The organism is Micromonospora costi, assembly GCF_003626655.1.
Taxonomy (GTDB): Bacteria; Actinomycetota; Actinomycetes; order Mycobacteriales; family Micromonosporaceae; genus Micromonospora; species Micromonospora costi.
Genome location: NZ_RBAN01000001.1, coordinates 132,846 through 157,801 on the forward strand (window position 1 = coordinate 132,846; position 24,956 = coordinate 157,801).

The 24,956-nt window shown below is 73.1% G+C and carries 23 protein-coding genes; 8 read left to right on the forward strand and 15 right to left on the reverse strand.

Annotation, left to right across the window (positions count from 1 at the left end):
* Window positions 1-64 precede the first annotated feature (64 nt).
* Together D7193_RS00610 and aspS are read right to left on the reverse strand one after the other, a co-directional pair.
* Window positions 65-877, reverse strand: a complete 813-nt coding sequence (locus D7193_RS00610; RefSeq protein WP_120777426.1) for a sugar nucleotide-binding protein — start codon at window positions 875-877, stop codon at window positions 65-67.
* A 148-nt stretch (window positions 878-1,025) separates the two neighbouring features.
* Window positions 1,026-2,831, reverse strand: coding sequence for an aspartate--tRNA ligase (aspS, locus tag D7193_RS00615; protein WP_120777427.1), 1,806 nt, complete (start codon window positions 2,829-2,831; stop codon window positions 1,026-1,028).
* Window positions 2,832-2,983: 152 nt separating this feature from the next.
* Between aspS and D7193_RS00620 the strand changes: the two genes are divergently transcribed.
* Entirely contained in the window at window positions 2,984-3,706 is a 723-nt protein-coding gene (locus tag D7193_RS00620; protein ID WP_120777428.1) for a DUF998 domain-containing protein, read from the forward strand.
* Window positions 3,707-3,910: 204 nt separating this feature from the next.
* Here the strand turns inward: D7193_RS00620 and D7193_RS00625 are convergent, their stop codons facing one another.
* Both D7193_RS00625 and D7193_RS00630 read right to left on the reverse strand, forming a co-directional pair.
* Entirely contained in the window at window positions 3,911-4,957 is a 1,047-nt protein-coding gene (locus D7193_RS00625; protein WP_120777429.1) for a S1 family peptidase, read from the reverse strand.
* A 255-nt stretch (window positions 4,958-5,212) separates the two neighbouring features.
* Complete coding sequence (locus tag D7193_RS00630; RefSeq protein ID WP_120777430.1) at window positions 5,213-5,692, reverse strand: winged helix-turn-helix transcriptional regulator; 480 nt, start codon at window positions 5,690-5,692, stop codon at window positions 5,213-5,215.
* Between the two features lie 56 nt (window positions 5,693-5,748).
* Between D7193_RS00630 and D7193_RS00635 the strand changes: the two genes are divergently transcribed.
* The gene (locus D7193_RS00635) at window positions 5,749-6,264 is read left to right on the forward strand and encodes a PaaI family thioesterase (protein WP_120777431.1); all 516 of its coding nucleotides are present in this window, start codon (window positions 5,749-5,751) and stop codon (window positions 6,262-6,264) included.
* 102 nt (window positions 6,265-6,366) lie between these two features.
* Here D7193_RS00635 and D7193_RS00640 read toward each other — a convergent pair whose 3' ends face one another.
* Window positions 6,367-6,834, reverse strand: coding sequence for a MarR family winged helix-turn-helix transcriptional regulator (locus D7193_RS00640; RefSeq protein WP_120777432.1), 468 nt, complete (start codon window positions 6,832-6,834; stop codon window positions 6,367-6,369).
* Window positions 6,835-6,885: 51 nt separating this feature from the next.
* On the opposite strand from D7193_RS00640, the gene D7193_RS00645 reads away from it, so the two are divergent.
* Window positions 6,886-7,173, forward strand: coding sequence for a putative quinol monooxygenase (locus D7193_RS00645; protein WP_206611830.1), 288 nt, complete (start codon window positions 6,886-6,888; stop codon window positions 7,171-7,173).
* Window positions 7,173-8,153: an NADPH:quinone reductase gene (locus D7193_RS00650; RefSeq protein ID WP_120777434.1), complete on the forward strand. Its 981-nt coding sequence runs from the start codon at window positions 7,173-7,175 to the stop codon at window positions 8,151-8,153. Before D7193_RS00645 ends, D7193_RS00650 begins: the two co-directional genes overlap by 1 nt.
* Window positions 8,154-8,259: 106 nt before the next feature.
* Here the strand turns inward: D7193_RS00650 and hisS are convergent, their stop codons facing one another.
* Both hisS and D7193_RS00660 read right to left on the reverse strand, forming a co-directional pair.
* A complete protein-coding gene (gene hisS, locus D7193_RS00655) occupies window positions 8,260-9,588 on the reverse strand; it encodes a histidine--tRNA ligase (RefSeq protein ID WP_120779147.1) in 1,329 nt (442 codons plus the stop codon).
* Window positions 9,589-9,644: 56 nt separating this feature from the next.
* Window positions 9,645-10,364: an MBL fold metallo-hydrolase gene (locus tag D7193_RS00660; protein ID WP_120777435.1), complete on the reverse strand. Its 720-nt coding sequence runs from the start codon at window positions 10,362-10,364 to the stop codon at window positions 9,645-9,647.
* A 260-nt stretch (window positions 10,365-10,624) separates the two neighbouring features.
* Here D7193_RS00660 and D7193_RS00665 point away from each other — a divergent pair, with 260 nt between their 5' ends.
* Together D7193_RS00665 and D7193_RS00670 are read left to right on the forward strand one after the other, a co-directional pair.
* Window positions 10,625-11,512, forward strand: coding sequence for a peptidylprolyl isomerase (locus tag D7193_RS00665; RefSeq protein ID WP_120777436.1), 888 nt, complete (start codon window positions 10,625-10,627; stop codon window positions 11,510-11,512).
* Window positions 11,513-11,579: 67 nt separating this feature from the next.
* Entirely contained in the window at window positions 11,580-12,419 is an 840-nt protein-coding gene (locus tag D7193_RS00670) for a peptidylprolyl isomerase (RefSeq protein WP_120777437.1), read from the forward strand.
* Between the two features lie 180 nt (window positions 12,420-12,599).
* On the opposite strand, the gene D7193_RS00675 is transcribed toward D7193_RS00670, so the two are convergent.
* From D7193_RS00675 to ruvC, 8 genes are all read right to left on the reverse strand, one after another.
* Window positions 12,600-15,071 carry a RelA/SpoT family protein gene (locus D7193_RS00675; protein ID WP_174242579.1) on the reverse strand — a complete coding sequence of 824 codons (2,472 nt, stop codon included), beginning with the start codon at window positions 15,069-15,071 and terminating at the stop codon, window positions 12,600-12,602.
* Window positions 15,072-15,262: 191 nt separating this feature from the next.
* Window positions 15,263-15,829, reverse strand: coding sequence for an adenine phosphoribosyltransferase (locus D7193_RS00680; protein WP_120777439.1), 567 nt, complete (start codon window positions 15,827-15,829; stop codon window positions 15,263-15,265).
* Window positions 15,830-15,935: 106 nt separating this feature from the next.
* Complete coding sequence (gene secF / locus D7193_RS00685) at window positions 15,936-17,120, reverse strand: protein translocase subunit SecF (RefSeq protein WP_120777440.1); 1,185 nt, start codon at window positions 17,118-17,120, stop codon at window positions 15,936-15,938.
* Between the two features lies 1 nt (window position 17,121).
* The gene (secD, locus tag D7193_RS00690) at window positions 17,122-19,044 is read right to left on the reverse strand and encodes a protein translocase subunit SecD (RefSeq protein WP_174242526.1); all 1,923 of its coding nucleotides are present in this window, start codon (window positions 19,042-19,044) and stop codon (window positions 17,122-17,124) included.
* Window positions 19,045-19,292: 248 nt separating this feature from the next.
* Entirely contained in the window at window positions 19,293-19,631 is a 339-nt protein-coding gene (yajC, locus tag D7193_RS00695; RefSeq protein WP_120779148.1) for a preprotein translocase subunit YajC, read from the reverse strand.
* A gap of 138 nt (window positions 19,632-19,769) precedes the next feature.
* A complete protein-coding gene (gene ruvB / locus D7193_RS00700) occupies window positions 19,770-20,843 on the reverse strand; it encodes a Holliday junction branch migration DNA helicase RuvB (protein WP_120777442.1) in 1,074 nt (357 codons plus the stop codon).
* Window positions 20,840-21,442: a Holliday junction branch migration protein RuvA gene (gene ruvA / locus D7193_RS00705; RefSeq protein WP_120777443.1), complete on the reverse strand. Its 603-nt coding sequence runs from the start codon at window positions 21,440-21,442 to the stop codon at window positions 20,840-20,842. The genes ruvB and ruvA overlap by 4 nt, the downstream gene beginning before the upstream one ends.
* Window positions 21,439-21,966: a crossover junction endodeoxyribonuclease RuvC gene (gene ruvC, locus D7193_RS00710; RefSeq protein ID WP_120777444.1), complete on the reverse strand. Its 528-nt coding sequence runs from the start codon at window positions 21,964-21,966 to the stop codon at window positions 21,439-21,441. The genes ruvA and ruvC overlap by 4 nt, the downstream gene beginning before the upstream one ends.
* A 227-nt stretch (window positions 21,967-22,193) precedes the next feature.
* On the opposite strand from ruvC, the gene D7193_RS00715 reads away from it, so the two are divergent.
* Both D7193_RS00715 and D7193_RS00720 read left to right on the forward strand, forming a co-directional pair.
* On the forward strand, window positions 22,194-22,976 hold the full coding sequence (locus tag D7193_RS00715; RefSeq protein WP_120777445.1) for a 3-hydroxybutyrate dehydrogenase: 783 nt from the start codon (window positions 22,194-22,196) through the stop codon (window positions 22,974-22,976).
* Between the two features lie 14 nt (window positions 22,977-22,990).
* A complete protein-coding gene (locus D7193_RS00720; protein WP_120777446.1) occupies window positions 22,991-24,910 on the forward strand; it encodes a helix-turn-helix domain-containing protein in 1,920 nt (639 codons plus the stop codon).
* Window positions 24,911-24,956: the final 46 nt, after the last annotated feature.

Here is a 24,956-nt window from a genome sequence, read left to right on the forward strand (position 1 = left end):
CAATTCCTATGCACAAGAGTTGTGCATAGGAATTGTGCATGAGCGTGGGGCGAGCGAGGGAAGGTCAGGCGGCGAGGAATTCCCGCACGCCGCGCAGCCGCGTCCGGAGCAGGCCGGCGGCGCGCCTGGAGTCGAGGCGTACGTCGGTGGGGCGCAGCACCCCCGCCTCGGCGCCGGTGCTGGTCTTCATACCGGCCGGGTCGAGCCCCTCCCGGCGGGCCACCAGCAGCCCGAGGTCGGCGCGGCTCACCGCGTCCGGGCCGGCCACGTTCAGCACGCCGGCGTGGTCCGTGTCGGCGAGTTCGAGCACGGCCGCGGCCAGGTCCGCCACGTCGATCGGGCAGCGGAGCTCGTCGGTGAACAGGACCGCCCGACCGGCGAGCGCGTCCCGGCAGAGCTGGATCTGCTTGCTGCCCTCGCCGAGGATGAGCGAGGTCCGCACGAGCACGGCGGTGGGGTCGATCGCCCGGACGGCCGTCTCGGCCGCCGCCTTCGCGGCTCCGTACGGGAAGACGGGGCTCGGCGGCTCGTCGTCCCCGTACGGCTCGGGACGGCCGGCGTGCAGCGCGTCGCTGGAGAGGTGCACGAGCCGCGCCCCCGCCTCGGCGGCCGCGTACGCCACGTGCGCCGCGCCGTCGGCGGTCACCGCCCAGTCGGCGTACCGGTAGGGGGTGCCCACCACGACCGCGGGCCGCACCCGCGCGACCAGCGCGCGCACCGCGGCCCGATCGGTGACGTCGAGCCGGTGGCCCTCGACGCCCGGCACCGCGACGGCGCCCGAGTGGTACGTCCCGACGACCCGTCGCCCCGCGGCGACGGCCTGCCGGCACACCTCCGCGCCCAGGAACCCGCTGGCCCCCACCACGAGTACGGTCACGCCGCCGCCCTTCCGCCGATGATCAAGAGGTTTGCGTCGTCCCGACACGGGATCATGACGCAAACCTCTTGATCATCCAAGCTGCCCGGGCCGCCAAGCTGGCCGGGCCGCCAAGCCGGCCGGGCCGCCGCGGGACAGGCCGGTCGGGTCAGGTCGGGTCGGCGACCGGGGCCACCGGGCCGGCGGTGCCGGTGTGCGGCGCGGCCTGCGGCTTGGGCTTGGCGTCGATGCCCGCCTCCGTACGCTGCTGCGCGGTGATCGGCGTGGGCGCGCCGGTCAGCGGGTCGAAGCCGCCCCGGGTCTTCGGGAACGCGATGACCTCGCGGATCGAGTCCGCGCCGGCGAGCAGCATGCAGACGCGGTCCCAGCCGAACGCGATGCCGCCGTGCGGCGGGGCGCCGTACTTGAACGCCTCCAGCAGGAAGCCGAACTTGTCCTGCGCCTCGTCCGGCGTGATGCCGAGCAGGTCGAACACCCGCTGCTGCACATCGCCCCGGTGGATACGGATCGAGCCACCGCCGATCTCGTTGCCGTTGCAGACGATGTCGTACGCGTACGCCAGGGCCCGGTCCGGCGCCTCCTCGAACCGGTCGACCCACTCGGCGTTCGGCGAGGTGAACGGGTGGTGCACGGCCGTCCAGCCGCCCTCGTCCGTCTTCTCGAACATCGGCGCGTCGACCACCCAGCAGAAGGCCCACGCGCTCTCGTCGACCAGGTTGGCCCGGCGGGCGATCTCCACGCGGGCGGCGCCGAGCAGCTCCTGCGCCTCGCGGGTGTTCGTGCTGGCGGCGAAGAAGATCGCGTCGCCCGGCTTCGCGCCGACGGCGTCGGCCAGCCCGGCCAGGTGCGCCTCGGAGAGGTTCTTCGCCACCGGGCCGCGCGCCTCGCCGGTCTCGGCGTCCAGCACCACGTACGCGAGGCCGCGGGCGCCGCGCGCCTTGGCCCAGTCCTGCCAGCCGTCCAGCTCCTTGCGGGTCTGGCTCGCGCCGCCCGGCATGACGACCGCGCCCACGTACCCGCCGGCGTCGATCGCTCCGGCGAACACCCGGAACTCGGTGCCGCGCAGGTAGTCGGTCAGCTCGGTCAGCTCGACGCCGTAGCGCAGGTCCGGCTTGTCGGAGCCGTAGCGGGCCATGGCGTCGTGCCAGGTGATGCGCGGGATCGGCCGGGGGATCTCGTGGCCGGCCAGGTCCGACCAGAGCGCCGACACGATCGCCTCGCCGAGGTCGATCACGTCGTCCTCGGTGACGAACGACATCTCGATGTCGAGCTGGGTGAACTCCGGCTGCCGGTCGGCCCGGAAGTCCTCGTCGCGGTAGCAGCGCGCGATCTGGTAGTAGCGCTCCATGCCGCCCACCATGAGCAGCTGCTTGAACAGCTGCGGCGACTGCGGCAGCGCGTACCAGCTGCCGGGCTGCAGGCGCACCGGCACCAGGAAGTCGCGGGCGCCCTCCGGGGTCGAACGGGTCAGCGTCGGGGTCTCGATCTCCAGGAAGTCGCGCTCGTGCAGCACCGTGCGGGCCAGCTGGCTGGCCCGGGAGCGCAGCCGCATTGCCCGGGCGGGGCCGCTGCGACGCAGGTCCAGGTAGCGGTACTTGAGCCGGATGTCGTCGCCCGCCTCGATCTGGTCGTCCACCGGCAGCGGCAGCGGCGCGGCCTCGGACAGCACCTCCAGCTCGGCGGCGGTCACCTCGACCTCGCCGGTCGGCAGGTCCGGGTTCTCGTTGCCCTCGGGGCGACGGGTCACCTCGCCGGTGACCTTCACGCAGAACTCGTTGCGCAGCGCGTGCGCGTCCTCCTCGCGGAACACCACCTGGACCACGCCGGAGCCGTCGCGCAGGTCGACGAAGATGACGCCGCCGTGGTCACGGCGGCGGGCCACCCAGCCGGCGAGCGTCACCGTCGAGCCGGCGTCCGCGGCGCGCAGGCTTCCGGCATTGTGGGTACGGATCACGGCTGGCAACTCCTCATCGTGGAACAGTCCTCACCGGCATTCTGTCAGGGGCGGCCGCCGTTCCTCCGGGCACCCGGCACGCCGGCGCCATTCACCGGTGAGCGGCGTACGAACCCGGCCCGACGGGCCGTCGCGCCGGTTACCGTGACCGAATGCGCGCCGTACCGACCTGGGCGGTCGCCACGGCGGCCGCGGCACCCGTGCTGCTGGTGACCGGGTGGACGGTCGCGGGCGCGCGCCAGCCGGCCGACTACGACCCGGTCCGGGACACCATCAGCGAGCTGGCCGGGCGGGAGGCCACCGACTCCTGGATCATGACGGGCGTCTTGCTGCTGTTCGGCGCCTGCTACCTGGTGATCGCCGCCGCGCTGCACGCGGCCGGGCTGCCCAGCCGCTTCCTGCTCGCCGTCGGTGGGGTGGCCACGATCGCGCTGATCGCCTTCCCCCGGCCGACGGTCGGCGGGTCGCTCGCCCACGGCACGGTGGCGACCGTGGCCGTCCTGGCGCTGTCGCTCTGGCCGGCCGGCACCGCGCTGAGGCTGCCACGCGTCGCGGGCGCCGGGCAGCCGGAACCGCCCTGGGCGTTCCGCCGGGCGGTCGGGCTCAGCGTCACGGTGGTGCTGCTCGGCCTCGTCGGCTGGTTCGCGTTCGAGGTGACCGGCGGGTCCCGGGCCGGGCTGGCCGAACGGGTGACGGCGCTGGCCGCCGCGCTGTGGCCGCTGCTCGCGGTCCTGTCCGCCCGGCGGGCGCAGCGCGCGTGGGTCGCCGGCGCCGCGCCGCCCGCCGATCCCCGCCGCCGCGTCACGGCGGTACGACCCGGTGGCCGCCGCTCCTCCCGTGGGCCCGCGCCCCGCCGGCCGGGTCGGCTTCCCTGACCAGCGCCCGCGAGGGCGGGACCGGCGGCGGCCCGGGCCAGCGTGCCTGACCCGTGTGCCGTCGGTGACCCGGGCTGTCTCCCCCGACCCGCGCCCCTGGTCGGCGGGGCCGTGTCCCGGTCCTGTGGGACGGGCCGACCGCCGCGGGCCGGACATGCGAGGCGGGCCGCCGGACGACTCCGGCGGCCCGCTCGCGGGGTGCGATCAGAAGATGCTGACGCCGTAGACGCTCAGCGCCTCGGTGACCGGCTGGAAGTAGGTGGTGCCGCCGGTGCGGCAGTTGCCGCTGCCGCCGGAGGTGAGGCCCAGGGCGGTGCTGCCGCTGAACAGCGAGCCGCCGCTGTCGCCCGGCTCGGCGCAGACGTTGGTGCGGATGAGGCCGGAGACGCTGCCCTCGGCGTAGTTGACCGTGGCGTTGGTGGCGGTCACCGAGCCGCTGCGCAGGCCCGTGGTGCTGCCGGAGCGCTGCACCGACTGGCCGACGGAGGCGTTGCCGGCGCCGGTGATGTCCCGGTAGCTGCCGTTGTAGAGGTAGACGTTGCCGGCGGCGTTGGCCGAGTTGCTGTGCCGGACGATGCCGTAGTCGTTACCCGGGAAGCTCGAACCGGCGCGGGTGCCGAGCAGGTTGGTCTGGGCGGAGTTCGAGTACCAGCTCGACGAGATGTTGGTGCAGTGCCCGGCGGTCAGGAAGTAGTAGGTGCTGCCGCTGCGGACGTTGAAGCCCAGCGAGCAGCGACCGCCGCCACCGGCGTAGATCGCCTGGCCGCCGGAGATCCGGGTGCTGAGCACGCCGGCCTCGGCCTCGATCCGGACCGCGCCGTTGGCCCGCGCGGCGGCGGCCTTGACCTGCTCCAGCTTCGCGCCGGTGACGGTGCTGTCCACGGAGACGACGACCTGGTTGGTGACCGGGTCGGTCCACCACGCGGTGCCCGGGATCTTGGCGGAACGCTCCAGGTCGGCCGTGGCCCGGTTGAGCTCGGCGGCGCCGCGGGTGACGTACTTGACGGTGGCGCCGGCGTTGCTCACCTGGCGGGCGGCCGCGGCGTCGGTCACGGTCACGACGGACCTGCCGCTGGCGTCGATGTACGAGCCGGCGGAGCGGTCGCCGAGCGCCGCGGAGAGGGCGGCGGCGGTGTCGGGGGAAGCGGCGGGGGCGGCCTGCGCGGGCGCGCCGATGAGCGAGCCGACGACCAGCGTTCCGGCCACGGCGACGGTGGCGGCGTGGCGGAGAGTGGACCTCGTGGGTCGCATGTAACAAACCTCCAGGGAGGGGGCGACGGCCCGCGCCGGGGACGACGGGGCCCGGAAGAGGTCCGGCCGAACTGGGGGAACCGGCCGAACTCACTGAAGTATTCACATACTTAAGATCCTAAGCAAGACTCTGCTTTGCCCTTTTCGCCCGGAGGGCGCCCGTCACCGTACGGAACCATCGTGGACACAGACAGGGCCGCCGACCCGGGTCCGAGCCGCCCGCGAGCGCCTGGCCGCCCGCCGGCCGGCCCGTCGCTAGCCGTCCGCCCGGCGGCGCGCGCCGGGGCCGGGTCGCGGCACCACGCCGCGCGGCGAGTCGACGAGGTGCCCCTGCGCGCAGCGCAGTTCGACGTGGACCTCGGCGCCGCAGTCGCGGTGCGCGACGCTGAGCGGCGAGCCGTCCGCGTCGGCGAGGTAGCGGTCGCCCCAGCCGAGCACCGCGACGAGCACCGGCCAGAGGTCCAGGCCCTTTCCGGTCAGCCGGTACTCGTGCCGCAGCCGACTGCCCGGCTCCCGGTACGGCTCCCGGCGCAGCACGCCCTGCTCGACCAGGGTGGCCAGCCGGTTGGTGAGCACCTGGCGCGGGATGCCGGTCCGTACGCGCATGTCGTCGAAGCGGCGGATCCCGTTGAACACCTCGCGCAGCACGACGAGGGTCCACCGCTCGCCGAGGATCTCCATCGCCCGCGCGATCGTGCAGTTGTCCACCGACCAGTCCAGCGCCGCGGGTCTCATGGCGACCAGGCTAGGTCTCGTTGACAGACTCAGCAACAGGCTGCCAGGCTGAGTCCATGACGCAGACGCAGGAACCGGCGCGCAGCCGTACCTTCTCCTGGTCCGACCCGGCGGAGAACGCCGCCCAGCTCGGCCGCCGCAGCGGCCTCGACCTGCTGCGGGCGATGATCGCCGGCGAGCTGGCCGCGCCGCCGGTCATGCACCTGCTCGGCATGTCGCGCATGACGGCCGAGGAGGGTCGCGTCGCCGTCGAGCTGGTGCCGCAGGAGTTCCACTACAACCCTCTCGGCAGTGTCCACGGCGGAGTCATCTCGACACTCCTCGACACCGCCGCGGGCTGCGCCGTGCACACCACCCTGCCGGTCGGCGTCGGCTACACCTCGCTCGACCTGAACGTGAAGTTCCTGCGCCCGGTCACCGTCGACTCCGGGACGCTGCGCTGCGAGGGCACGGTCCTGCAACGCGGCCGCCGGACGGCGCTGGCCGAGGCCCGCCTCACCGACGCGCGCGACCGCCTGGTCGCCCACGCGACAAGCACCTGCCTGCTGTTCCCCGTAACCCCCGAACCCTGACCCCGCCATCCCCGCGATCTTGCACTTTGTGCCCCGGCGAACGGGGCAAATGCCGCGTATTAGGGGCCGAAAGTGCAAGATCGCGGGGGGCCGGGGCACGGGTCACGGCCTCGGCGCGCGCTGGCTCTCGGTCACTTCGCGCAGCACCGCCTTGAACGCCCGGTACGTCTCCGCGCCGACGGCCTGCGCGTGCCGCGCCTCGATGGCCGCGACGATCGCGTCGGATCGCGCCATCTGGTCCAGCCCCAGGGCGGTCGGCGCGACGAGCTTGGCCCTCCGGTCGGTCGGGTCGGGCCGCCGTTCCACGTACCCGAGCGCCTCCAGCTCGTCGATTAGTTTGCCGACCACCTGCTTGTGCTGGCCGGACTGCCGGGCGAGTTCCGTCGCGCGACTGCCCTCGGCGTCGAGGTACGCGAGGATGATCCCGTGCCGTGGCCGCAGGTCGGGGTGGCCCTGTGCGGCGAGGGTGGCGAACAGCTCGTCCTGGAACGCGAACAGCAGTTGCCCGACGAGGACGCCGAGATCCGGATCACGTCGCTTCCGTTCACTGCGCCGCTCTGATTTAGTCACCTCCAGATACTATCAACTCAGGTGACTAACTGGGGGTGTGAGATGACGACCGTGGAACTGACGCGTTTCCGCGTCCGGCCTGAGCAGGTCGACGCGCTGCTGGCGGCAAGGCCCGCGATGCTGGCCGATTTCCGCGCCGACCGGGCCGGCTTCCTCGACGCCGACCTCGTCCGGTTGCCGGACGGCGAGTGGTTGGACGTCGTGCGCTGGCGCAGCGCCGAGGACTTCGCGGCCTCGCGCGTCAAGGGAGCGAACCGCCCGGGCATCGCGGCGTTCTTCGCGGCGATCGACAGCGTGGTCAGCGCGGAGGAGGGCACCCTGGCCGGCGGTGACCGGTGATGCGCGCGGCCTACTACGAACGGCAGGGCGACGCGCACGACGTCCTGCAGGTCGGTGAGGTGCCCACGCCGGATCCGGGGCCCGGCGAGGTCCGCGTCCGGGTGGCCTGGTCCGGCGTGCACGTGGGTGACCTCGGCAAGCGGAGAGGCTGGTGGGGCTCCACGATGGCGTACCCGCGGGTGATCCCGCACGGCGACGGCGCCGGCACGGTCGACGCCGTCGGCCCCGGGGTCGACCCGGCGCGCGTCGGGAGCCGGGTCTGGGTGTACCTCGCCCAGTCGTACCGCCCGTTCGGCACCGCGGCCGAGTACGTGACCGTCCCGGCGGCGCACGCCGTGGACCTGCCCGACGGCGTGCCCCTCGAGCAGGCGGCGCTGCTCGGGATCCCCGGCATCACCGCCCATCGGGCGATCTTCGCCGACGGGCCGGTCACCGGTCGGACGGTCCTGGTGACCGGGGCGCTCGGGGCCGTCGGGCGGGCCGCCCTCGCCCTCGCCCGCCGAGGCGGGGCCACCGTGATCGCCACCGTGCGCCACCCCGAGCAGCGGACACCGGCCCTGACGGCTGGCGCCCACCACGTCGTCGTCACGACCGGCACGGCTGCGGACGTGGAGCAGATCCGCGCCCTGGCGCCCGACGGCGTGGACCGCGTCGCCGAGGTCGCGTTCGACACCGGCATCGCCACCGACCTGGAGGTCCTGCGCATCGGCGGCACCGTCGCCACGTACGCGACCGGCGAGGCCGAGCCGCGGATCCCGTACTGGCCGCTCGGTTTCCGCAACGTCACCGTGCGCTTCCTCAGCAACGACGACTTCCCCGAGGACGCCAACCAGGCCGCGGCCGCCGCCCTGACCGAGGCGCTGGAGGCGGGCGACCTCCGCTACCCGATCGTGGGCCGGTATCCCCTCGACCGCATCGCGGACGCCCACGACGCCGCGGAGAAATCCGGCTCCGCGGGCCGCGTGGTCGTCGAGCTCTAGCCCCCTCCCCCGCGATCTTGCACTTTCGGCCCCTGTTACGCGGCATACGCCCCGTTCGCCGGGGCACAAAGTGCAAGATCGCGGGGAGGGTCGGCGTGGGGTCGGGTCAGCTCACCGTGGGCTTCAGGTCCTCCGTGGGAGGGGTCCACGTGTCCGCGGTTGCCGGGAGCTGGTCGCCGGAGCGGATGTCCTTCACCTCGTCGGCGGCGCCGTCCGCGCCGGGGAACCAGACGTACGGGATGCCCCGCCGCTCGGCGTGACGGATCTGCTTGCCGAACTTCGCGGCGCTCGGCGAGACCTCCGTGGGGATCCCGCGCCGGCGCAGCGCGTCGGCCACCCGGTTGCTGACCGCCCGCTGCTCCTCGTTGGTCACCGCGACCAGGACGCAGGTCGGCACCTCCCGAGAGACCGACAGCCCGCCGGTGCCGAACAGCAGACCGAGCAGCCGGGTGACGCCGATCGAGATGCCCACCCCGGGGAACCGGACGGCGCCCGAGCTGGCCAGGTTGTCGTACCGGCCGCCGGAGCAGATCGAGCCGTACCGCTCGTAGCCGCGCATCTGGGTCTCGTAGACCGTCCCGGTGTAGTAATCCAGGCCACGGGCGATCCGCAGGTCGGCCACGCACAACCCGGGCGCGTGCTCGGCCGCGGTCTCCACCACCCGCACCAGCTCGGCGATCCCCTCCTCCAGCAGCGGGTCGTCGACGCCGAGCGCCCGCACCGCGTCGGCGAACGACGCGTCCGGCGCCGAGATCTCGGCCAACGCCAGGCACGCCTTGGCCTGCGCCTCGCTCGCCCCGGCCGTCTGGGCCAGCAACTCGGCCACGTTCGCCGGCCCGATCTTGTCGAGCTTGTCGACGGCCCGCAGCGCCGCCTCCGGGTCGGTCAGCCCGATGCCCCGGTAGAAGCCCTCGCAGATCTTGCGGTTGTTCACCTGGATCAGCACCGGCGGGATGGGCAGCGACCGCAGCGCGTCCCCGATCACCAGCGGCATCTCCGCCTCGTGGTGCGCGGCGAGCGTGTCACGGTCGACGATGTCGATGTCGGCCTGGACGAACTCGCGGTAGCGCCCCTCCTGCGGCCGCTCCCCCCGCCACACCTTCTGGATCTGGTAGCGGCGGAACGGGAACTGGAGCTTGCCGGCGTTCTCCAGCACGTACCGGGCGAACGGCACCGTCAGGTCGAAGTGCAGGCCGAGCGCGTCCTCACCGGCCGGCTCCTGCTCGTCGCCCTGCAACCGCCGGATCACGTAGACCTCCTTGGAGGTCTCCCCCTTGCGCAGCAGCTGGTCGAGAGGCTCCACGGCCCGGGTCTCCAGCGGGGCGAAGCCGTACAGCTCGAAGGTGTCGCGGATACGGTCGAGCACGAACTGCTCGATCATCCGCTGGGCGGGCGTCCACTCCGGGAAACCGGAGATGGGCGTGGGCTTGCTCATCGCGTACTCCTTGGAAACCGCGCGGGACCGCGCGGCGAGGTCGTGGGTCGCGGTCGTCACAGACCGCGGGTGGGTGCGGCCGGGCGCGCGTCGCCGGACTCCGCCACCTCGATGAGGTACGGGTTGGTCGCGCGCTCGCGGCCGATCGTGGTCGTGGGGCCGTGGCCGGGCAGGACGACCGTGTCGTCCGCCAGCGGGAGGATCTTGTCCCGCAGGCTGGCGAGCATGGCCGGCATGCTGCCGCCCGGCAGGTCGGTGCGACCGATCGAGCCCGCGAAGAGCACGTCGCCGGAGAGGCAGATCTCGTCGGCCTCCCAACGCGAGCCGGCGCCGGGCATCCGGAACAGCACCGACCCGCCGGTATGGCCGGGGGCGTGGTCGACGGTGAACTCCAGGCCGGCGAGGCGCAGGGTGGCGCCGTCGGACAGCTCGGCCACGTCCTCCGGCTCGGTGTACGGCAGGCGGCCGCCGAACAGCGCCGTGAGGTCCGCCGAGAGCCCCTTGGCCGGGTCGGCGAGCATCTCGCGGTCGCCCGGGTGGACGTACGCCGTGATGCCCCGCGCGCCGCAGACGGGCGCGACCGAGAAGGTGTGGTCGAGGTGGCCGTGGGTGAGCAGCACGGCGGCCGGGTGCAGGCGGTGCTCGGCGAGCACGGCGTCGAGCTGGTCGAGCACCCCGATCCCGGGGTCGACCACCACGCACTGCTCCCCCGGCGCCGCGGCGACCACGTAGCAGTTGGTGCCGAAGGCGTCGGCGGGAAAGCCGGCCACGAGCACGTCCGCTCCCCTTTCCGTCGAGCCGGGGTCCGTCCTGATCAGCCTAACCGGCGGGGCGATCGGCTTTCGGCGGACCATCCGTCCCGCCGGTCCCACCGCGCACAGCGATGCGCTCCGATACGGGCAGCCTGGACCTCGTACACCACTTTCACAGCCGGTGGCCGTACACTCTGGCGGGCGTGTGGCGTGGCGCACTGGCCCGCACGGGCGCGAAACGCCCGGACGCCGGTGACGACCAGGGTAGAGGAAGGGGAGCACGGGTGGCTTCCAGCAGGGACCGGCAGCGCAAACTGGCGCGGGCCAAGCTCGACCGGCAGATGGCCCGCCGCGCCGCGCGGGTCAGGCGCCGACGGCAGATCCAGGCCGGTGTGGGCGCCGTCGTGGTGCTCGCGCTGATCGTGGTCGGCTCCGCCTGGGCGCTCGGCGCCTTCGACTCCGAGCCGGCGGCGGACACCGCGGCGGACGAGGTCTGTCTCTGGACACCGCAGGACGCCACCGCCAACACCAACCTCAAGGACGTCGGCATGCCGGCCACCACCGGGCTGCCCACCGACGGCACCCGGACGATGACCGTGACCACCAACCAGGGTGCGCCGATCACCGCCGACCTCGACCTGGCGGCGGCCCCGTGCGCCGGGGCGAGCATCGCCCACCTGGCGAGCCGGTCGTTCTACGACAACACCACGTGCCACGAGATCACCGCGGAGGGCGCGCTGCGCTGCGGCGACCCGAGCGGCACCGGCCTCGGCGGGCCCACCTACTCGTTCTACGACGAGAACGTGCCCGACGCCGCGTCGCCCAGCCCGTCCGCGAGCCCGGCGCCCGGCCAGCCGCCGGCGTACCCGAAGGGCACGGTGGCGATGATCGCCAACCCGCCGGGGGCGAACGGCAGCCAGTTCCTGCTCTTCTTCAAGGACTACAACCCGGCGCAGCCGACGTACCCGGTGATCGGGAAGGTCACCGGCGGCCTGGACGTCCTGGAGAAGATCGGCGCCCTGCCGACCGTGGACAATGGGACGGGGGCCAAGGTCAAGCCCCAGACCGACGTGGTGATCCAGAGCCTCACCGTCGGCGAGCCGGGCACCGGTGCGCCGACGCCGGCACCGACCGGCTCGGGCGCCCCCTCGGCCAGCCCGAACGCCGGCTGACCCGGCCGCACGACCCCATCGCAACGGCACCCACGCGCCCGAGCAGACAGTCCAGGAGGATCCAGGCGTGACGTCCACCAGAGAGCGGCAGCGCGCGGCGGCACGCGCCCGGCTCGAGAAGGAGATGGCCGAGCGCGCGGCGCGGGCCCGCAAGCGCCGGCAGACGCAGGCGATCGTCGGGGCGAGCCTCGCCCTGCTGCTGGTGGTGGCCGGCACCGTCTGGCTGGCCACCAGCCTCGGTGGCGACGACGACAACACCGCCACCGACGCCGCGGCGCCCGGCCAGGCCCAGTGCGCGTTCAGCGAGATCCCGGCCGACCAGCGGACCAAGGAGACCAAGGACGTCGGGCTGCCGGCCACCCAGCAGTCGAACACCGGCGTCCAGACGATGACGATCGACACGAACCTGGGGCCGATCACCGCCAAGGTCGACCGGTCGCTGGTGCCGTGCACCGCGGCGAGCTTCACGCACCTCGCGGAGAAGAACTTCTTCGACAACAGCAAGTGCCACCGGCTGGTGACCGAGGGCATCAAGGTGCTGCAGTGCGGCGACCCGAGCGCCACCGGCAAGGGCTGGCGGGACACCGACGGCACCGGCGGCCCGAGCTACCGCCTCGCCGAGGAGAACCTGCCGACCGACAAGCGCCCCCCGTACCCGGAGGGCGTCATCGCCATGGCCAACTCGGGCCAGCCGGGCAGCACGGGCAGCCAGTTCTTCATCGTCTACGGCGACTCGCCGCTCGACCCGAACTACACGGTGCTCGGCACCGTGACGGGCGGGATGGACATCGTCCACGACGTGGCCAAGGCCGGTGACGACGGCGCCTTCGCCCAGCAGGCCGGTGGCGGCCACCCGAAGAAGGAGATCGTCATCAAGAAGCTCACGATGAGCGCCCCGCAGGGCTGACCCACCCGCAACGACGACGGCGCCCGCCGGTCCTTCGGACCGGCGGGCGCCGTCGTCGTTGCTGAGCCCGGGCGTGCGCGGGGTCCCACCTCCGCGATCTTGCACTTTGCGCCCCGGCGAAAGGTGCGTAACCCCGCAAAGCAGGGGCCGAAAGTGCAAGATCGGCGAGGAGAAGGGGGGTCAGGCGCCGGACGTTACGCGGTACGCGTCGAAGACGCCGTCGACCTTGCGTACGGTGGCCAGCAGGTGACCGAGGTGCTTCGGGTCGGCCATCTCGAAGCTGAACCGGCTCACCGCCACCCGGTCCCGGGTGGTGGTGACCGTGGCCGACAGGATGTTGACCCGCTCGTCGGAGAGCACCCGGGTGACGTCGGCCAGCAGCTTGTGCCGGTCGAGCGCCTCGACCTGGATGGCGACCAGGAACGTCGACGCCGAGGTGAGCTTCCAGCTCACCTCGACCACCCGCTCGCTCTGCGCCTTGAGGTCCTCGGCGTTGGCGCAGTCGTCCCGGTGCACGCTCACCCCGCCGGAGCGGGTGACGAAACCGAAGACCGCGTCCGGCGGCACCGGGGTGCAGCACCGGGCCAGCTTGATCCAGACGTCGCTGACCCCGCGGACCACCACACCCGGGTCGTGGCTGCTCGCCCGGCTGCGCGGCGGGCGGGTGGCGACGGCGGTCTCGGCGATGTCCTCCGCCGCGCCCTCCTCGCCCCCGTACGAGGCCATCAGCTTCTGCACGACCGACTGGGCGCTGACCTGGCTGTCGCCGACCGCGGCGTAGAGGGACGCGACGTCGGCGAGGTGCAGGTCCCGGGCGATCGCCATGAGCGCGTCCGAGGTGAGCATCCGCTGCAAGGGCATGCCCTGCTTGCGCATCGCCTTGACGATCGCGTCCTTGCCGGCCTCGATCGCCTCCTCGCGCCGCTCCTTGTTGAAGTACTGGCGGATCTTCGTACGCGCCCGGGGGCTCTTCACGAAGCCCAGCCAGTCCTGCGTGGGGCCGGCCGTGTCGGACTTCGACGTGAAGATCTCGATCACGTCGCCGTTGGACAGCGTCGACTCGAGGGGCACGAGCTTGCCGTTGACCCGCGCCCCGATGCACTTGTGCCCGACCTCGGTGTGCACCGCGTACGCGAAGTCCACCGGCGTCGACCCCGTCGGCAGCGGGATGACGTCACCCTTCGGGGTGAAGACGTACACCTCCTGGCTGGACAGGTCGAACCGCAGCGCGTCGAGGAACTCGCTCGGGTCGGCCGCCTCGCGCTGCCAGTCGAGCAGCTGGCGCAGCCACGTCATCTCGTCGATGTGCGCCGGCGGGCCGACGATCTGCGTGCCCTTCTGCTCCTTGTACTTCCAGTGGGCGGCGATGCCGAATTCGGCGGTGCGGTGCATGGCGTACGTGCGGATCTGCATCTCCACCGGCTTGCCGGTGGGCCCGATGACCGTCGTGTGCAACGACTGGTACATGTTGAACTTGGGCATGGCGATGTAGTCCTTGAACCGGCCCGGCACCGGCTGCCAGTTGGCGTGGATGACGCCCAGCGCCGCGTAGCAGTCCCGCACCGTGTCGACCAGGATCCGCACCCCGACCAGGTCGTAGATGTCGTTGAAGTCGCGCCCCCGCACGATCATCTTCTGGTAGATCGAGTAGAGGTGCTTCGGCCGGCCGGTGGTCTCCGCCTTGATCTTGGCGGCCTTCAGGTCTGTCTGGACCTTCTGGGTGACCTGGCGCAGCAACGCCTCGCGCTGCGGCTGGTGCTCCCCGATGAGCCGGTTGATCTCCTCGAACCGCTTCGGGAACAGCGTGCCGAAGGCCAGGTCCTCCAGCTCCCACTTGATCGTGTTCATACCCAGCCGGTGGGCCAGCGGGGCCAGGATCTCCAGCGTCTCCTTCGCCTTCTGCTCCTGCTTCGGGCGGGGCAGGAAGGTGAGCGTACGCATGTTGTGCAGCCGGTCGGCGAGCTTGATGACCAGGACCCGCGGGTCCTTGGCCATGGCGACCACCATCTTGCGGATGGTCTCGGCCTTCGCCGCGTCGCCCAGCTTCACCTTGTCGAGCTTCGTGACGCCGTCCACGAGCAGCGCGACCTCGCCGCCGAAGTCGGCGCGCATCTGGTCGAGCGTGTACTCCGTGTCCTCGATCGTGTCGTGCAGCAGCGCGGCGACCAGGGTGGTGGTGTCCATCCCCAGGTTGGCCAGGATGGTGGCCACCGCGAGGGGGTGGGTGATGTACGGGTCGCCGGACTTGCGGTACTGGCCGGAGTGCCACCGGGCCGCGGTGTCGAAGGCGCGCTGGAGCAGCCGCGCGTCGGCCTTCGGGTGGTTCTCCCGATGCATGGCGATGAGCGGCTCCAGCACCTCGCTGACCTGCGAGGTCTGCCACGGCGCGTTGAACCGCGCCAGCCGCGCCCGCACACGCCGGCCGGTCGGTGCGCTGGCGAGCGCGAAGCCCGCGCTCGGCGCCGCCTCCCCCGCGCCGTCGGCCCGGAACGGGACCACGACGCTGTCGGACGGGCGGACGACAGCGGACCGGACGCCGTCGGCCGGAGCGGCCGAGCCGTTGCCAGAGCCCGCCACCCGGGCCGTCGCGTCACCGTTCCGGTCGGTCACCGAGCCGTCCGCGTCGCCTGTCGGGTGCACCGTGCCCTCCACCGGAGGGACGACATCGTGGGACACCGGCCTCCTCACCGCTCGCCGGAAACACGCCGACCGCGTGGTCGGCCTGGTCTCGTGCCGCCGGACGGGTCACGTCCGCGTCAGCAAAGGGCAATGCTACCCGCACGGACGGTGCCCTGCCGCTCCGCCGGACGGACCGGGCGGGGTCCGTCCGACGGCCCCCGGTGTCAAACGGTCAGCAGGGCATGGACCGGACGTGGGGCGAGCCGCTGCCGGCCGCCCAGGAAGCCCAACTCCAGCAGCACCGTGAACCCGGCAACCGTCCCGCCGGCGCGCTCGACGAGGTCCAGCGTCGCCGCCGCCGTGCCGCCCGTGGCGAGCACGTCGTCGACCACCAGCACCCGGTGCCCGGCCGTGAACGCGTCCTGGTGCACCTCCAGGGTGGCCTCGCCGTACTCCAGCTCGTACGAGGCCGAGTAGGCGGGCCGGGGCAGCTTGCCGGCCTTGCGGACCGGCACCACACCGACCCCGGTGGCGTACGCGATGGCCGCCGCCACCACGAAGCCCCGCGCCTCGATGCCGACCACGGCGTCGAACGCGTCCCGCCCGTGGTACGCCACGATCCCGTCGATCACCTCGCGGAAGGCGTCGCCGTCGGCGAAGAGGGGCATCAGGTCCTTGAACACGACCCCCGGCTTGGGGAAGTCCGGCACGTCCAGCACACGGCTGGCCACCAGGCGGGCGGTCTGCTCGCCGCTGTCCCCGCGTACCTCGGCGCTGTGGGTGTCCGTCACGGCAGTTCCCGTTTCCCTTCCGACGACGACGGCGTCCTGCTGCTGCTCGCACAGCATGCAGGACGCCGTCTGGTGGATTCCTACCGGGTCGGCCCCGGCGGGCCGGTCAGCGCCGCTTCGCGCCGCCCGGCCGGTTTCCGCCGCCGCCGCTCGGCCGCCCGCCCCTGGCGCCGGTGGGCCGCTTGCCCGCCGGGCGCGCACCCACCTTCGGCGCCGCGCCGGCCAGCGCTGCGGCCTCGGCGTCGGTGGGCTCGCCACCCGCCGCCGGACGCGGGGCGCCCTTCGGGGTCAGCTCACCGCGGGCGATGGCCCCGCGCCGGGCCAGGACGCGCTTGGTGTGCGCCTGGATCCGCGGCTCGAAGTCCTTGAGCGTGGTGAGCACCGGGGTGGCGAAGAAGATCGACGAGTAGACCGCGATGAACATACCGACGAAGAGCACCAGACCCAGGTCCTTCAGGGTGACCGCGCCGAGCGGGACACCGATGAAGAGCAGACCACCGACGGGCAGCAGCGCCACCAGACCGGTGTTGATCGACCGCATGAGGGTCTGGTTGATGGCGAGGTTCGCCGCCTCGCCGTACGTCTGGTTGTTGTTCGCCGTGATCCCCCGCGTGTTCTCCTGGACCTTGTCGAACACCACGACGACGTCGTAGAGCGCGAAGCCCAGGATCGTGAGGAAACCGATGATCGTCGACGGGGTCACCTCGAACCCGACCAACGAGTAGACGCCCGCCGTGAGGATGAGGTTGAGCAGCAGCGAGGAGACCGCGCCGACCGCCATCCGCCACTCGAACCGGATGATCAGGTAGAGCATCACCAGCGCGATGAAGATGACCAGACCGAGCATCGCGCGCTCGGTGTACTGGCCACCCCAGGCCGCGCTGACCTGGTTCGCGCTGATCTGGTCCTCGTTGAGGTTGAACTCCTGCGCCAGCGCCGCCTTGGTGGCGTTGGCCTCCTCGGAGCTCAGCACCGCGGTGCGGAACTCGTAGAACTCGCCGCCCGCGCCGCCGATGGTCTGGGCCGACTCGACCCCGGCCCCGCCGGCCTCGGTGCCCAGGATCCCGTTGACCCGGTCCTCGGTCTGCGTCAACGTGCCGACGCTCGCCGGCACCTGGAAGGAGTTGCCGCCCTCGAACTCGATGCCCAGGGTGAAGCCCCGGACGAAGAAGCTCAGCACCGCGGCGAGCACCAGCACCCCGGCGATGGAGAACCAGAGCTTGCGCTTGCCGATGATGTCGAGACCGGCCTCGCCCCGGTAGAGGCGGGTGGCCAGACCGCTGCGGGCCATGTCAGGCCTCCTTCACACGGGACGGGCGGGTGGTGGTGGCGCCCTCGGCCTCGGCCGTCCGCAGGACGCGGCCCAGGCCGCTGACCCGCGGCGAGAGGAACGCGTTCGTCCGGGCGAACATCGTCATGATCGGGTGCCGGAAGAGGAACACCACGACCAGGTCGAGCACCGTGGCCAGACCGAGCGCGAAGGCGAAGCCCTTCACCGTGCCGACCGAGACGATGTAGAGCACCACCGCCGCGAGGATCGAGATCGCGTTGGCCGAGATGATCGTCCGGCGGGCGCGGGCCCAGGCCCGCGGCACCGCGCTACGCGGGCTGCGTCCCTCCCGGATCTCGTCCTTCAACCGCTCGAAGTAGATGACGAACGAGTCCGCCGCGACACCGAGCGAGACGATGAAGCCCGCGATACCGGCGAGCGTCAGGGTGAAGCCGATGTTCCGGCCGAGCACGATCAGCGCGCCGAAGACCAGCAGCGCCGACAGCAGGAGGCTCAGGAAGATCACCGAGCCGAGCAGCCGGTAGTAGAAGAACGCGTAGATGATGACCAGCAGCATGCCGATGCCGGCCGCGAGCAGACCCGCCCGCAGGTGGCTGGCGCCCAGGGTGGCGGAGACGTTCTGCTGCTCCTGCGGCTCGAAGGTCGCCGGCAGGGCGCCGTAGCGGAGCTGACCGGCCAGCGTGCTGGCGTCCTTCTGGGTGAAGCTGCCGGTGATCTGGGAGTTGCCGGTGAGCACGCCCTGGATCTCCGGCGACGAGACGATCTCGTTGTCGAGCACCACGGCGACCCGGCACTTGCCGTCCTGGCCGAGGGCGGACGCGTCGCAGGCCTGACCCTCGTTGTTGAACGCCTCGCGGGTCAGGTTGGTCCACTTGTCCTGGCCACTGCCCGTGAAGTCCAGGCTGACCACCCAGGAGTTGGTCTGGTCCAGCACCGCGCTGGCGTCGTCCACGTCGGTGCCCAGCACCTTCGCCACGTCCAGCAGGTACTTGGCGGCGCTGTCCTCGCAGGCCACTGACTGCTGGTTCGGGTCGGAGATCGACCCCGGCGGCCGCTTGTCGAGCTGGGCGCAGCCGATGGTCGGCACGTTGAACTGCATCTGCGCCGGCAGGACCGCGACCTCCTCCGGGCTGAGCGTGCCGAACGGCTTCAGCTTGTCGGCGAGGGAGGGGTCGGCCGTGAGGTCCGCGGGACCCTGCAGGCCGTTCGCGGCCGCCCAGGCGGCGGCGCCTACCTTCTGCTCGACGGCCTTGCGCTGCTCCTCGATGCCCGCCGGGACGGGCGCCGCGCTGGTGCTCGGCGACGGGGCGGCGGCGCTCGGCGAGGCCGACGCGGACGGGCTGGCGCTGGCGCTCGGCGTCGGCGCCATGCCGCCCTGGCCGCCCGACGGTGACGCGGTCGCCTTCGCGGACGGGCTGCCCGACGGCGTCGCGCTGGCGCCGGCCGACGGGCTGCCCGACGGGTTCGGGCTGGCGCCGCCGGAGGCGGACGGCGTGGGCGCGGGCGCCGCGACGGCGCCGCTCCCGTCGGCCGCCTTCAGCACCTTGCGGAACCGCAGCTCGGCGGGCGTGCCCACGCTCGTGAGGTCCCGGTTCTCACCGGGCAGGGAGATCACGATGTTCCGGTTGCCCTCGGTGACCACCTCGGCCTCGGCCACACCGAACGCGTTGACCCGGTTCTCGATGATCTGCCGGGCCTCCTCGAGGTTCTCCGCCGTCGGCGCGCGGCCGTCGACGGTGTTCTTCGCCTCGAGTGTCATCCGGGTGCCGCCGACGAGGTCCAGGCCGAGCCGCGGCTCCAGCCGGTCCATGAAGCTGCCGCTGGCGCCTCCGGAGAAGAACACCAAAAGATAAAGGACCACGAAGATGCCCGCCAGCACGGCCAACTGCCGGCCGGGGCGCATCTGTCCCTGAGGTGGTGCCACGGCTGTCCTGTCTCCCTGTAACGGTCGCGCCGCCGCCCCCGCGGCGACGGTGTCGGCCGGGTCGCCGGCCGACGGGTCCACCCGGGCGGCCCGCGGGAGCACGACACGACGTTCCGGCGGACGGCAGGGGGCACCGACCGGTCACGGAAAGCGTGCCGACGCCCGGGCGCCGACCCGACTATCCAGTTTTCACAACCCGCCCGCGACCCTGACCGGGCGGCGGACAGGCCGCCCGGACGGGTGACGGGTCATTCCTTGACGGTGTCCGCGTCCTCGGTGGCCGGCGTCGCCGGAAGCTCGGCCCGCGTGACCACCCGCGCGATGGCCGGGCGGGCGTACCGGGTCTGCACGCCGGGGGCGACCTCGAGCAGGACGGTCTCGTCGTCCACGTCGGTGACCGTGCCGTAGAGCCCGCCGATCGTGACCACCTCGTCACCCGCGGAGAGCCCCGACTGCATGGCCTCCGCCTCCCGGCGGCGCTTCTGCTGCGGGCGGATCATCATGAAGTACATGACGCCGAAGAGCAGAACGATCATGAGGATCGGCGTCAGACTGCCGGCCCCGCCTGCCGATTGTGCGTAAAGCACGTTGTTGACCTTCCCATTGGCCCCCGCGCCGCGCGCGTACGCGCCGGAGCGGAAGCGGATTCTCACATCCTGTACAGACCGCGGCGAGTCTAATCCCTGCACCTGGGAACGCCGAATGCGGCACAGATCACGAACGGATCACGGCTGATCGGGCGCGGTCGAGAACAGATCGGGCACGGGAGGGGCATCGGCGCCAAATGTACCATTCGGTGGCGTACGCCCCAGGTGGTGCCAGGCGGCCTCCGTGGCCACCCGGCCCCGGGGCGTACGGGCCAGCAGACCGGCCCGGACCAGGAACGGCTCGCACACCTCCTCGACGGTGTCGGGCTGCTCCCCCACCGCCACGGCGAGCGTGGACAGGCCGACCGGGCCACCCCGGAACGAGTCGACCAGCGCGGTGAGGACCGCCCGGTCCAGCCGGTCGAGACCGAGCGCGTCGACGTCGTACACCTTCAGGGCCTCGCGGGCGGTCTCCAGCGTGACCACGCCGTCGGCCCGGACCTCGGCGTAGTCGCGCACCCGGCGCAGCAGCCGGTTGGCGATCCGGGGCGTGCCCCGGGACCGCCCGGCGATCTCCGCGGCGCCGTCCTCGGTTATCGGCACGCCGAGGATCCGCGCCGAGCGGTGCAGCAGCGCCTCCAGGTCCGCCGGGGCGTAGAAGTCGAGGTGGGCGACGAAGCCGAACCGGTCCCGCATCGGCCCGGTCAGCAGACCCGAGCGGGTGGTGGCGCCCACCAGCGTGAACGGCTCCACGTCGAGCGGGATGGCGGTGGCGCCCGGCCCCTTGCCGACCACCACGTCGACGCGGAAGTCCTCCATGGCGCTGTAGAGCAGCTCCTCCGCCGGCTTGGCGATCCGGTGGATCTCGTCGATGAAGAGCACGTCACCCTCGGCGAGGCTGGTGAGGATGGCGGCCAGGTCGCCGGAGCGCTCGATGGCCGGGCCGCTGGTCACCCGGATGCCCGAACCCAGCTCGGCGGCCACGATGTTGGCCAGGGTGGTCTTGCCCAGGCCGGGCGGCCCGGACAGGAGAATGTGGTCGGGCGGGCTGCCGCGCCGCATCGCGCCCTGGAGCAGCAGGTCGAGCTGGTCGCGCACCCGGTGCTGGGCGATGAACTCGTCCAGCCGCTTCGGCCGGACGCTGGCCTCCGCGTCCCGCTCGGCGTCGTTGACGTACGCCGAGACCAGGCCGCCGCCGTCCGGACCGGTCATCGGGTGCGGCCCAGCAGCCGGATGGCCTGCTTGAGCAGGACCGGCACGGGCGGGGTCGGGCCGTCGACGGTCTCCGCGACCGCGGCCACCGCCTGGTCCGCCTGCGCGGCCGTCCAGCCCAGCCCGACGAGCGCCTGGCGGACCTGGTCGGACCAGGCGCCGCCGGTGACCCCGGCCGCGCCGTCCGCGCCCACCGGCACGGGACCGATCCGGTCGCGCAGTTCCAGGACGAGCCGCTCGGCGCCCTTCTTGCCGATGCCCGGCACCCGGGTCAACGCGGCGGTGTCGGCGTTGGCGATCGCCTTGCGGACGGCGTCCGGGGTGTGCACGGCGAGCACCGCCTGGGCCAGCCGGGGGCCGACGCCGCTGGCGGTCTGCAACAGCTCGAAGAGCTGCTTGGCGTCGTCGTCGGCGAAACCGTAGAGGGTGAGCGAATCCTCCCGGACGACCAGGCTCGTGGCCAGCCGGGCCGGCTGGCCGACCCGCAGGTCGGCGAGGGTGCCCGGCGCGCAGTGCACCGCGAGGCCCACGCCCCCGACCTCGATCACGGCCTGGTCGGGGCCGGTCGCCGTGACCACGCCGCGCACGCTGGCGATCATCTGACTCCTCCTCGTCGGGCCCGGTCGGCCGCGGCGGCCAGCTTGGAACGGGTGCCGCCGCGCCAGATGTGGCAGATGGCCAGCGCGAGCGCGTCCGCGGCGTCGGCCGGGCGGGGTGGCTCGGGCAGCCGCAGCAGCCGGGTGACCATCGCCGTCATCTGCGCCTTGTCGGCCTGACCGGAGCCGGTCACGGCCGCCTTGACCTCGCTCGGGGTGTACGTCTGCACGGGCAGCCCGGCGCGCGCCCCGGCGAGCACGGCGATCCCGCTGGCCTGGGCGGTGCCCATCACGGTGCGCACGTTGTGCTGGCTGAACACCCGCTCGACGGCCACGCTCTCCGGCCGGTGCTCGGCCACCAGGTCGGTGAGCGAGCGGTCCAGATGCAGCAGGCGGAGGGGCAGCTCGTCGGCGGGGTCGGTGTAGACCACGTAGTAGGCGACCAGGGTGCAGGGCCGGCCGGGCACGCCCTCGACCACGCCCACCCCGCACCGGGTCAGCCCCGGGTCGACGCCGAGCACCCGCACGCCGCCTCCTCCCCCAGCCGCCAGCAGTACGTGTGTTCGACACCCTACCGATGCCGGAAACAGTGAACCCCGCGGGACACGCCGGGGACGGAGGCGGCGCGCGCCACACCCGTCGACCCCGGGATCCGCGGCCTCGCCGTCGTGCAGCGCTCCCACACACCCTGGCGGTCGAGTATGTGTCGCGACCCCATGTGCGCCCGGCCACACAGCTCGTAGTTTTGTGCGCCATGACGGCAGAACCCGTGGCGGTCCCCCACGTCGTGAACGTCGACCTCACCGGTCGGACCGCCCTGGTGACCGGGGGCGGCAGCGGCATCGGCCGGGCCTGCGCCCTGCGGTTGGCGGCGGCCGGCGCGGCCGTGCTGGTGGTGGACCGCAACGTCGAGGCGGCGAAGGCGGTGGCCGCCGAGACGGGCGGCCGCGCCGAGGGAATCGACCTGGCGGACGCCGAGGCGGTGGACCGGCTCGACACGGACGTGGACATCGTCGTGAACAACGCCGGGTTGCAGCACGTCGCCCCGCTCCCGGACTTCTCCGCCGAACGCTTCGCCTACCTGCACCGGGTCATGGTGGAAGCGCCGTTCCTCATCATCCGCCGGGCCCTGCCGCACATGTACGCCAAGGGCTGGGGGCGCGTCATCAACATCTCCTCGGTGCACGGGCTGCGCGCCTCGCCGTTCAAGTCGGCGTACGTCTCGGCCAAGCACGCCCTGGAGGGTCTGTCGAAGGTGGTCGCCCTGGAGGGCGCCGCGCACGGCGTCACCGCCAACTGCATCAACCCGGCGTACGTGCGCACCGCCCTCGTGGAGAGCCAGATCGCCGACCAGGCGGCCAGCCACGGCATCCCCGAGTCCGAGGTGATCGAGAAGATCATGCTGGCCCGTGCCGCCATCAAGCGGCTCATCGAGCCGGAGGAGGTGGCCGAGCTGATGGCGTACCTCTGCACCGCCCCGGCGGCCTTCATCACCGGCGCCTCGATCGCCCTCGACGGGGGCTGGACGGCGAACTAGTGGCCCTGAGCACAATGGGCGTCATGTCGTCGCCGGTGGAGTTCCTCGAACTGCTCGCCCGCGAGGCGGCCGCGGTCGAGTTCGAGGGGCCGCTGGTCGCCGCCCGCGCCGCCGGCCTGCCCGCCGACCAGCTCGCCGAGCTGGAGCAGGCGAAGACCGTGGCGCTGCGGGTCCGCGCGCTGCTGGAGCGCCGGCGCCGCCGGGAGACCGAGCTCTCCGGGCTGTACGACACCGTGAGCGACCTGGCCGGCCTGCGCGACCTCGACGACGTGCTGCGGGCCATCGTGCACCGGGCGCGCACGCTGCTGGGCGCCGACGTGGCGTACATGACGCTCAACGACGACGAGCGCGGCGACACCTACATGCGGGTCACGGACGGCTCGGTGTCGGCGCGGTTCCAACGGCTGCGGCTGCCCATGGGCGCGGGCCTGGGCGGCCTGGTGGCGCAGACGGGCGCCCCGTACGTGACCGCCAACTACCCGGAGGACGACCGCTTCCACCACACCGGCGAGATCGACGCCGGCGTGGGCGAGGAAGGGCTCGTGGCCATCCTCGGGGTGCCGCTGCGGCTCGGGTCGACCTCGATCGGCGTGCTCTACGCGGCGAACCGCTCGGCGCGGCCGTTCGCCCGCGAGGAGGTCGCCCTGCTCGTGTCGCTCGCCGCGCACGCGGCCGTGGCGATCGACACCGCCCGGCTGCTCGCCGAGACCCGATCGGCGCTGGCCGAGTTGTCGGCCGCGAACACCACCATCCGGGCGCACAGCAGCTCGGTGGAGCGGGCCGCCGCCGCGCACGACCGGATGACCGCCCTCGTCCTGCGCGGCGGCGGGGTCGAGGACGTGGCCGCCGCGGTGGTCGAGGTGCTCGGCGGGGCGTTGCTCGCGCTGGACGCGGAGGGGCGGCGGCTCGCCCGGGTCGGCCAGATCGACGAGCCGGAACGGCCCGACATCGTGGAGGCGGTGGCGGCGTCGCGTACGGAGGGGCGCAGCGTGCGCCGGGGGTCGCTCTGGTACGCCGCCGTGGTGGCCGGCGCTGAGAACCTGGGCGCGCTCGTGCTGCGCCCCGACGAGGAACTGGTCGACGCCGACCAGCGGATCCTGGAGCGGGCCGCGCTGGTCACCGCGCTGCTGCTGCTGTTCCGCCGTACGGTCGCCGAGGCGGAGGGCCGGGTGCGCGGCGAGCTGCTCGACGACCTCATCGCCCGGCCGCTGCGTGACACCGACGCGCTGCGCAGCCGCGCCCGCCGGCTCGGCGTCGACCTGGACGCCCCCCACGTGCTCGTGGCGGTGGGCGACGACGCCATCGCCGCGACCGGGTCGGCGCGGCAGCGGGTGCTGTCATGGGCCACCACGTACGCCTCGACACGCGGCGGGCTGGCCGCGGCGCGCGACGGCCGGGTGGTGCTCATGCTTCCCGGCCAGGACGCCGGCGGCAGCGCCCGCGCGGTGTCCCGGGACCTGTCCCGGGTGACCGGCCGGGCGGTGACGGCCGGGGCGAGCGGCCCGTCCAGTGGGCCGGCGTCGCTGGCCACCGCGTTCCGCGAGGCCGACCGATGCCTCACGGCGCTCGGCGCGCTGGGGCGAGCCGGGCAGGGCGCCAGCACGGCCGAGCTGGGCTTCGTCGGGCTGCTGCTCGGCGCGGTGGGCGACGGCGGCGACCGGGACGTGGAAGGGTTCCTCACGGCGACCGTCGGCCCGGTGGTCGACTACGACGCGCGGCGGGGCACCGCCCTGGTCAAGACGCTGGAGGCGTACTTCGGGGTGGGCGGCAGCCTCGCCCGGGCCGCCGAACAGCTGCACGTGCACGTGAACACGGTGACCCAGCGGCTGGAACGGGTCGGTCAGCTGCTCGGCGCGGACTGGCAGAAACCCGAGCGGGCCCTGGAGGTGCAGCTCGCGCTGCGCCTGCACCGGCTGCGGTCTCCCGCCGGCTGAGCCGGGCCCGGCCGGGGCCGACGGTCGGGGCCGGGGCCGGCGGGCG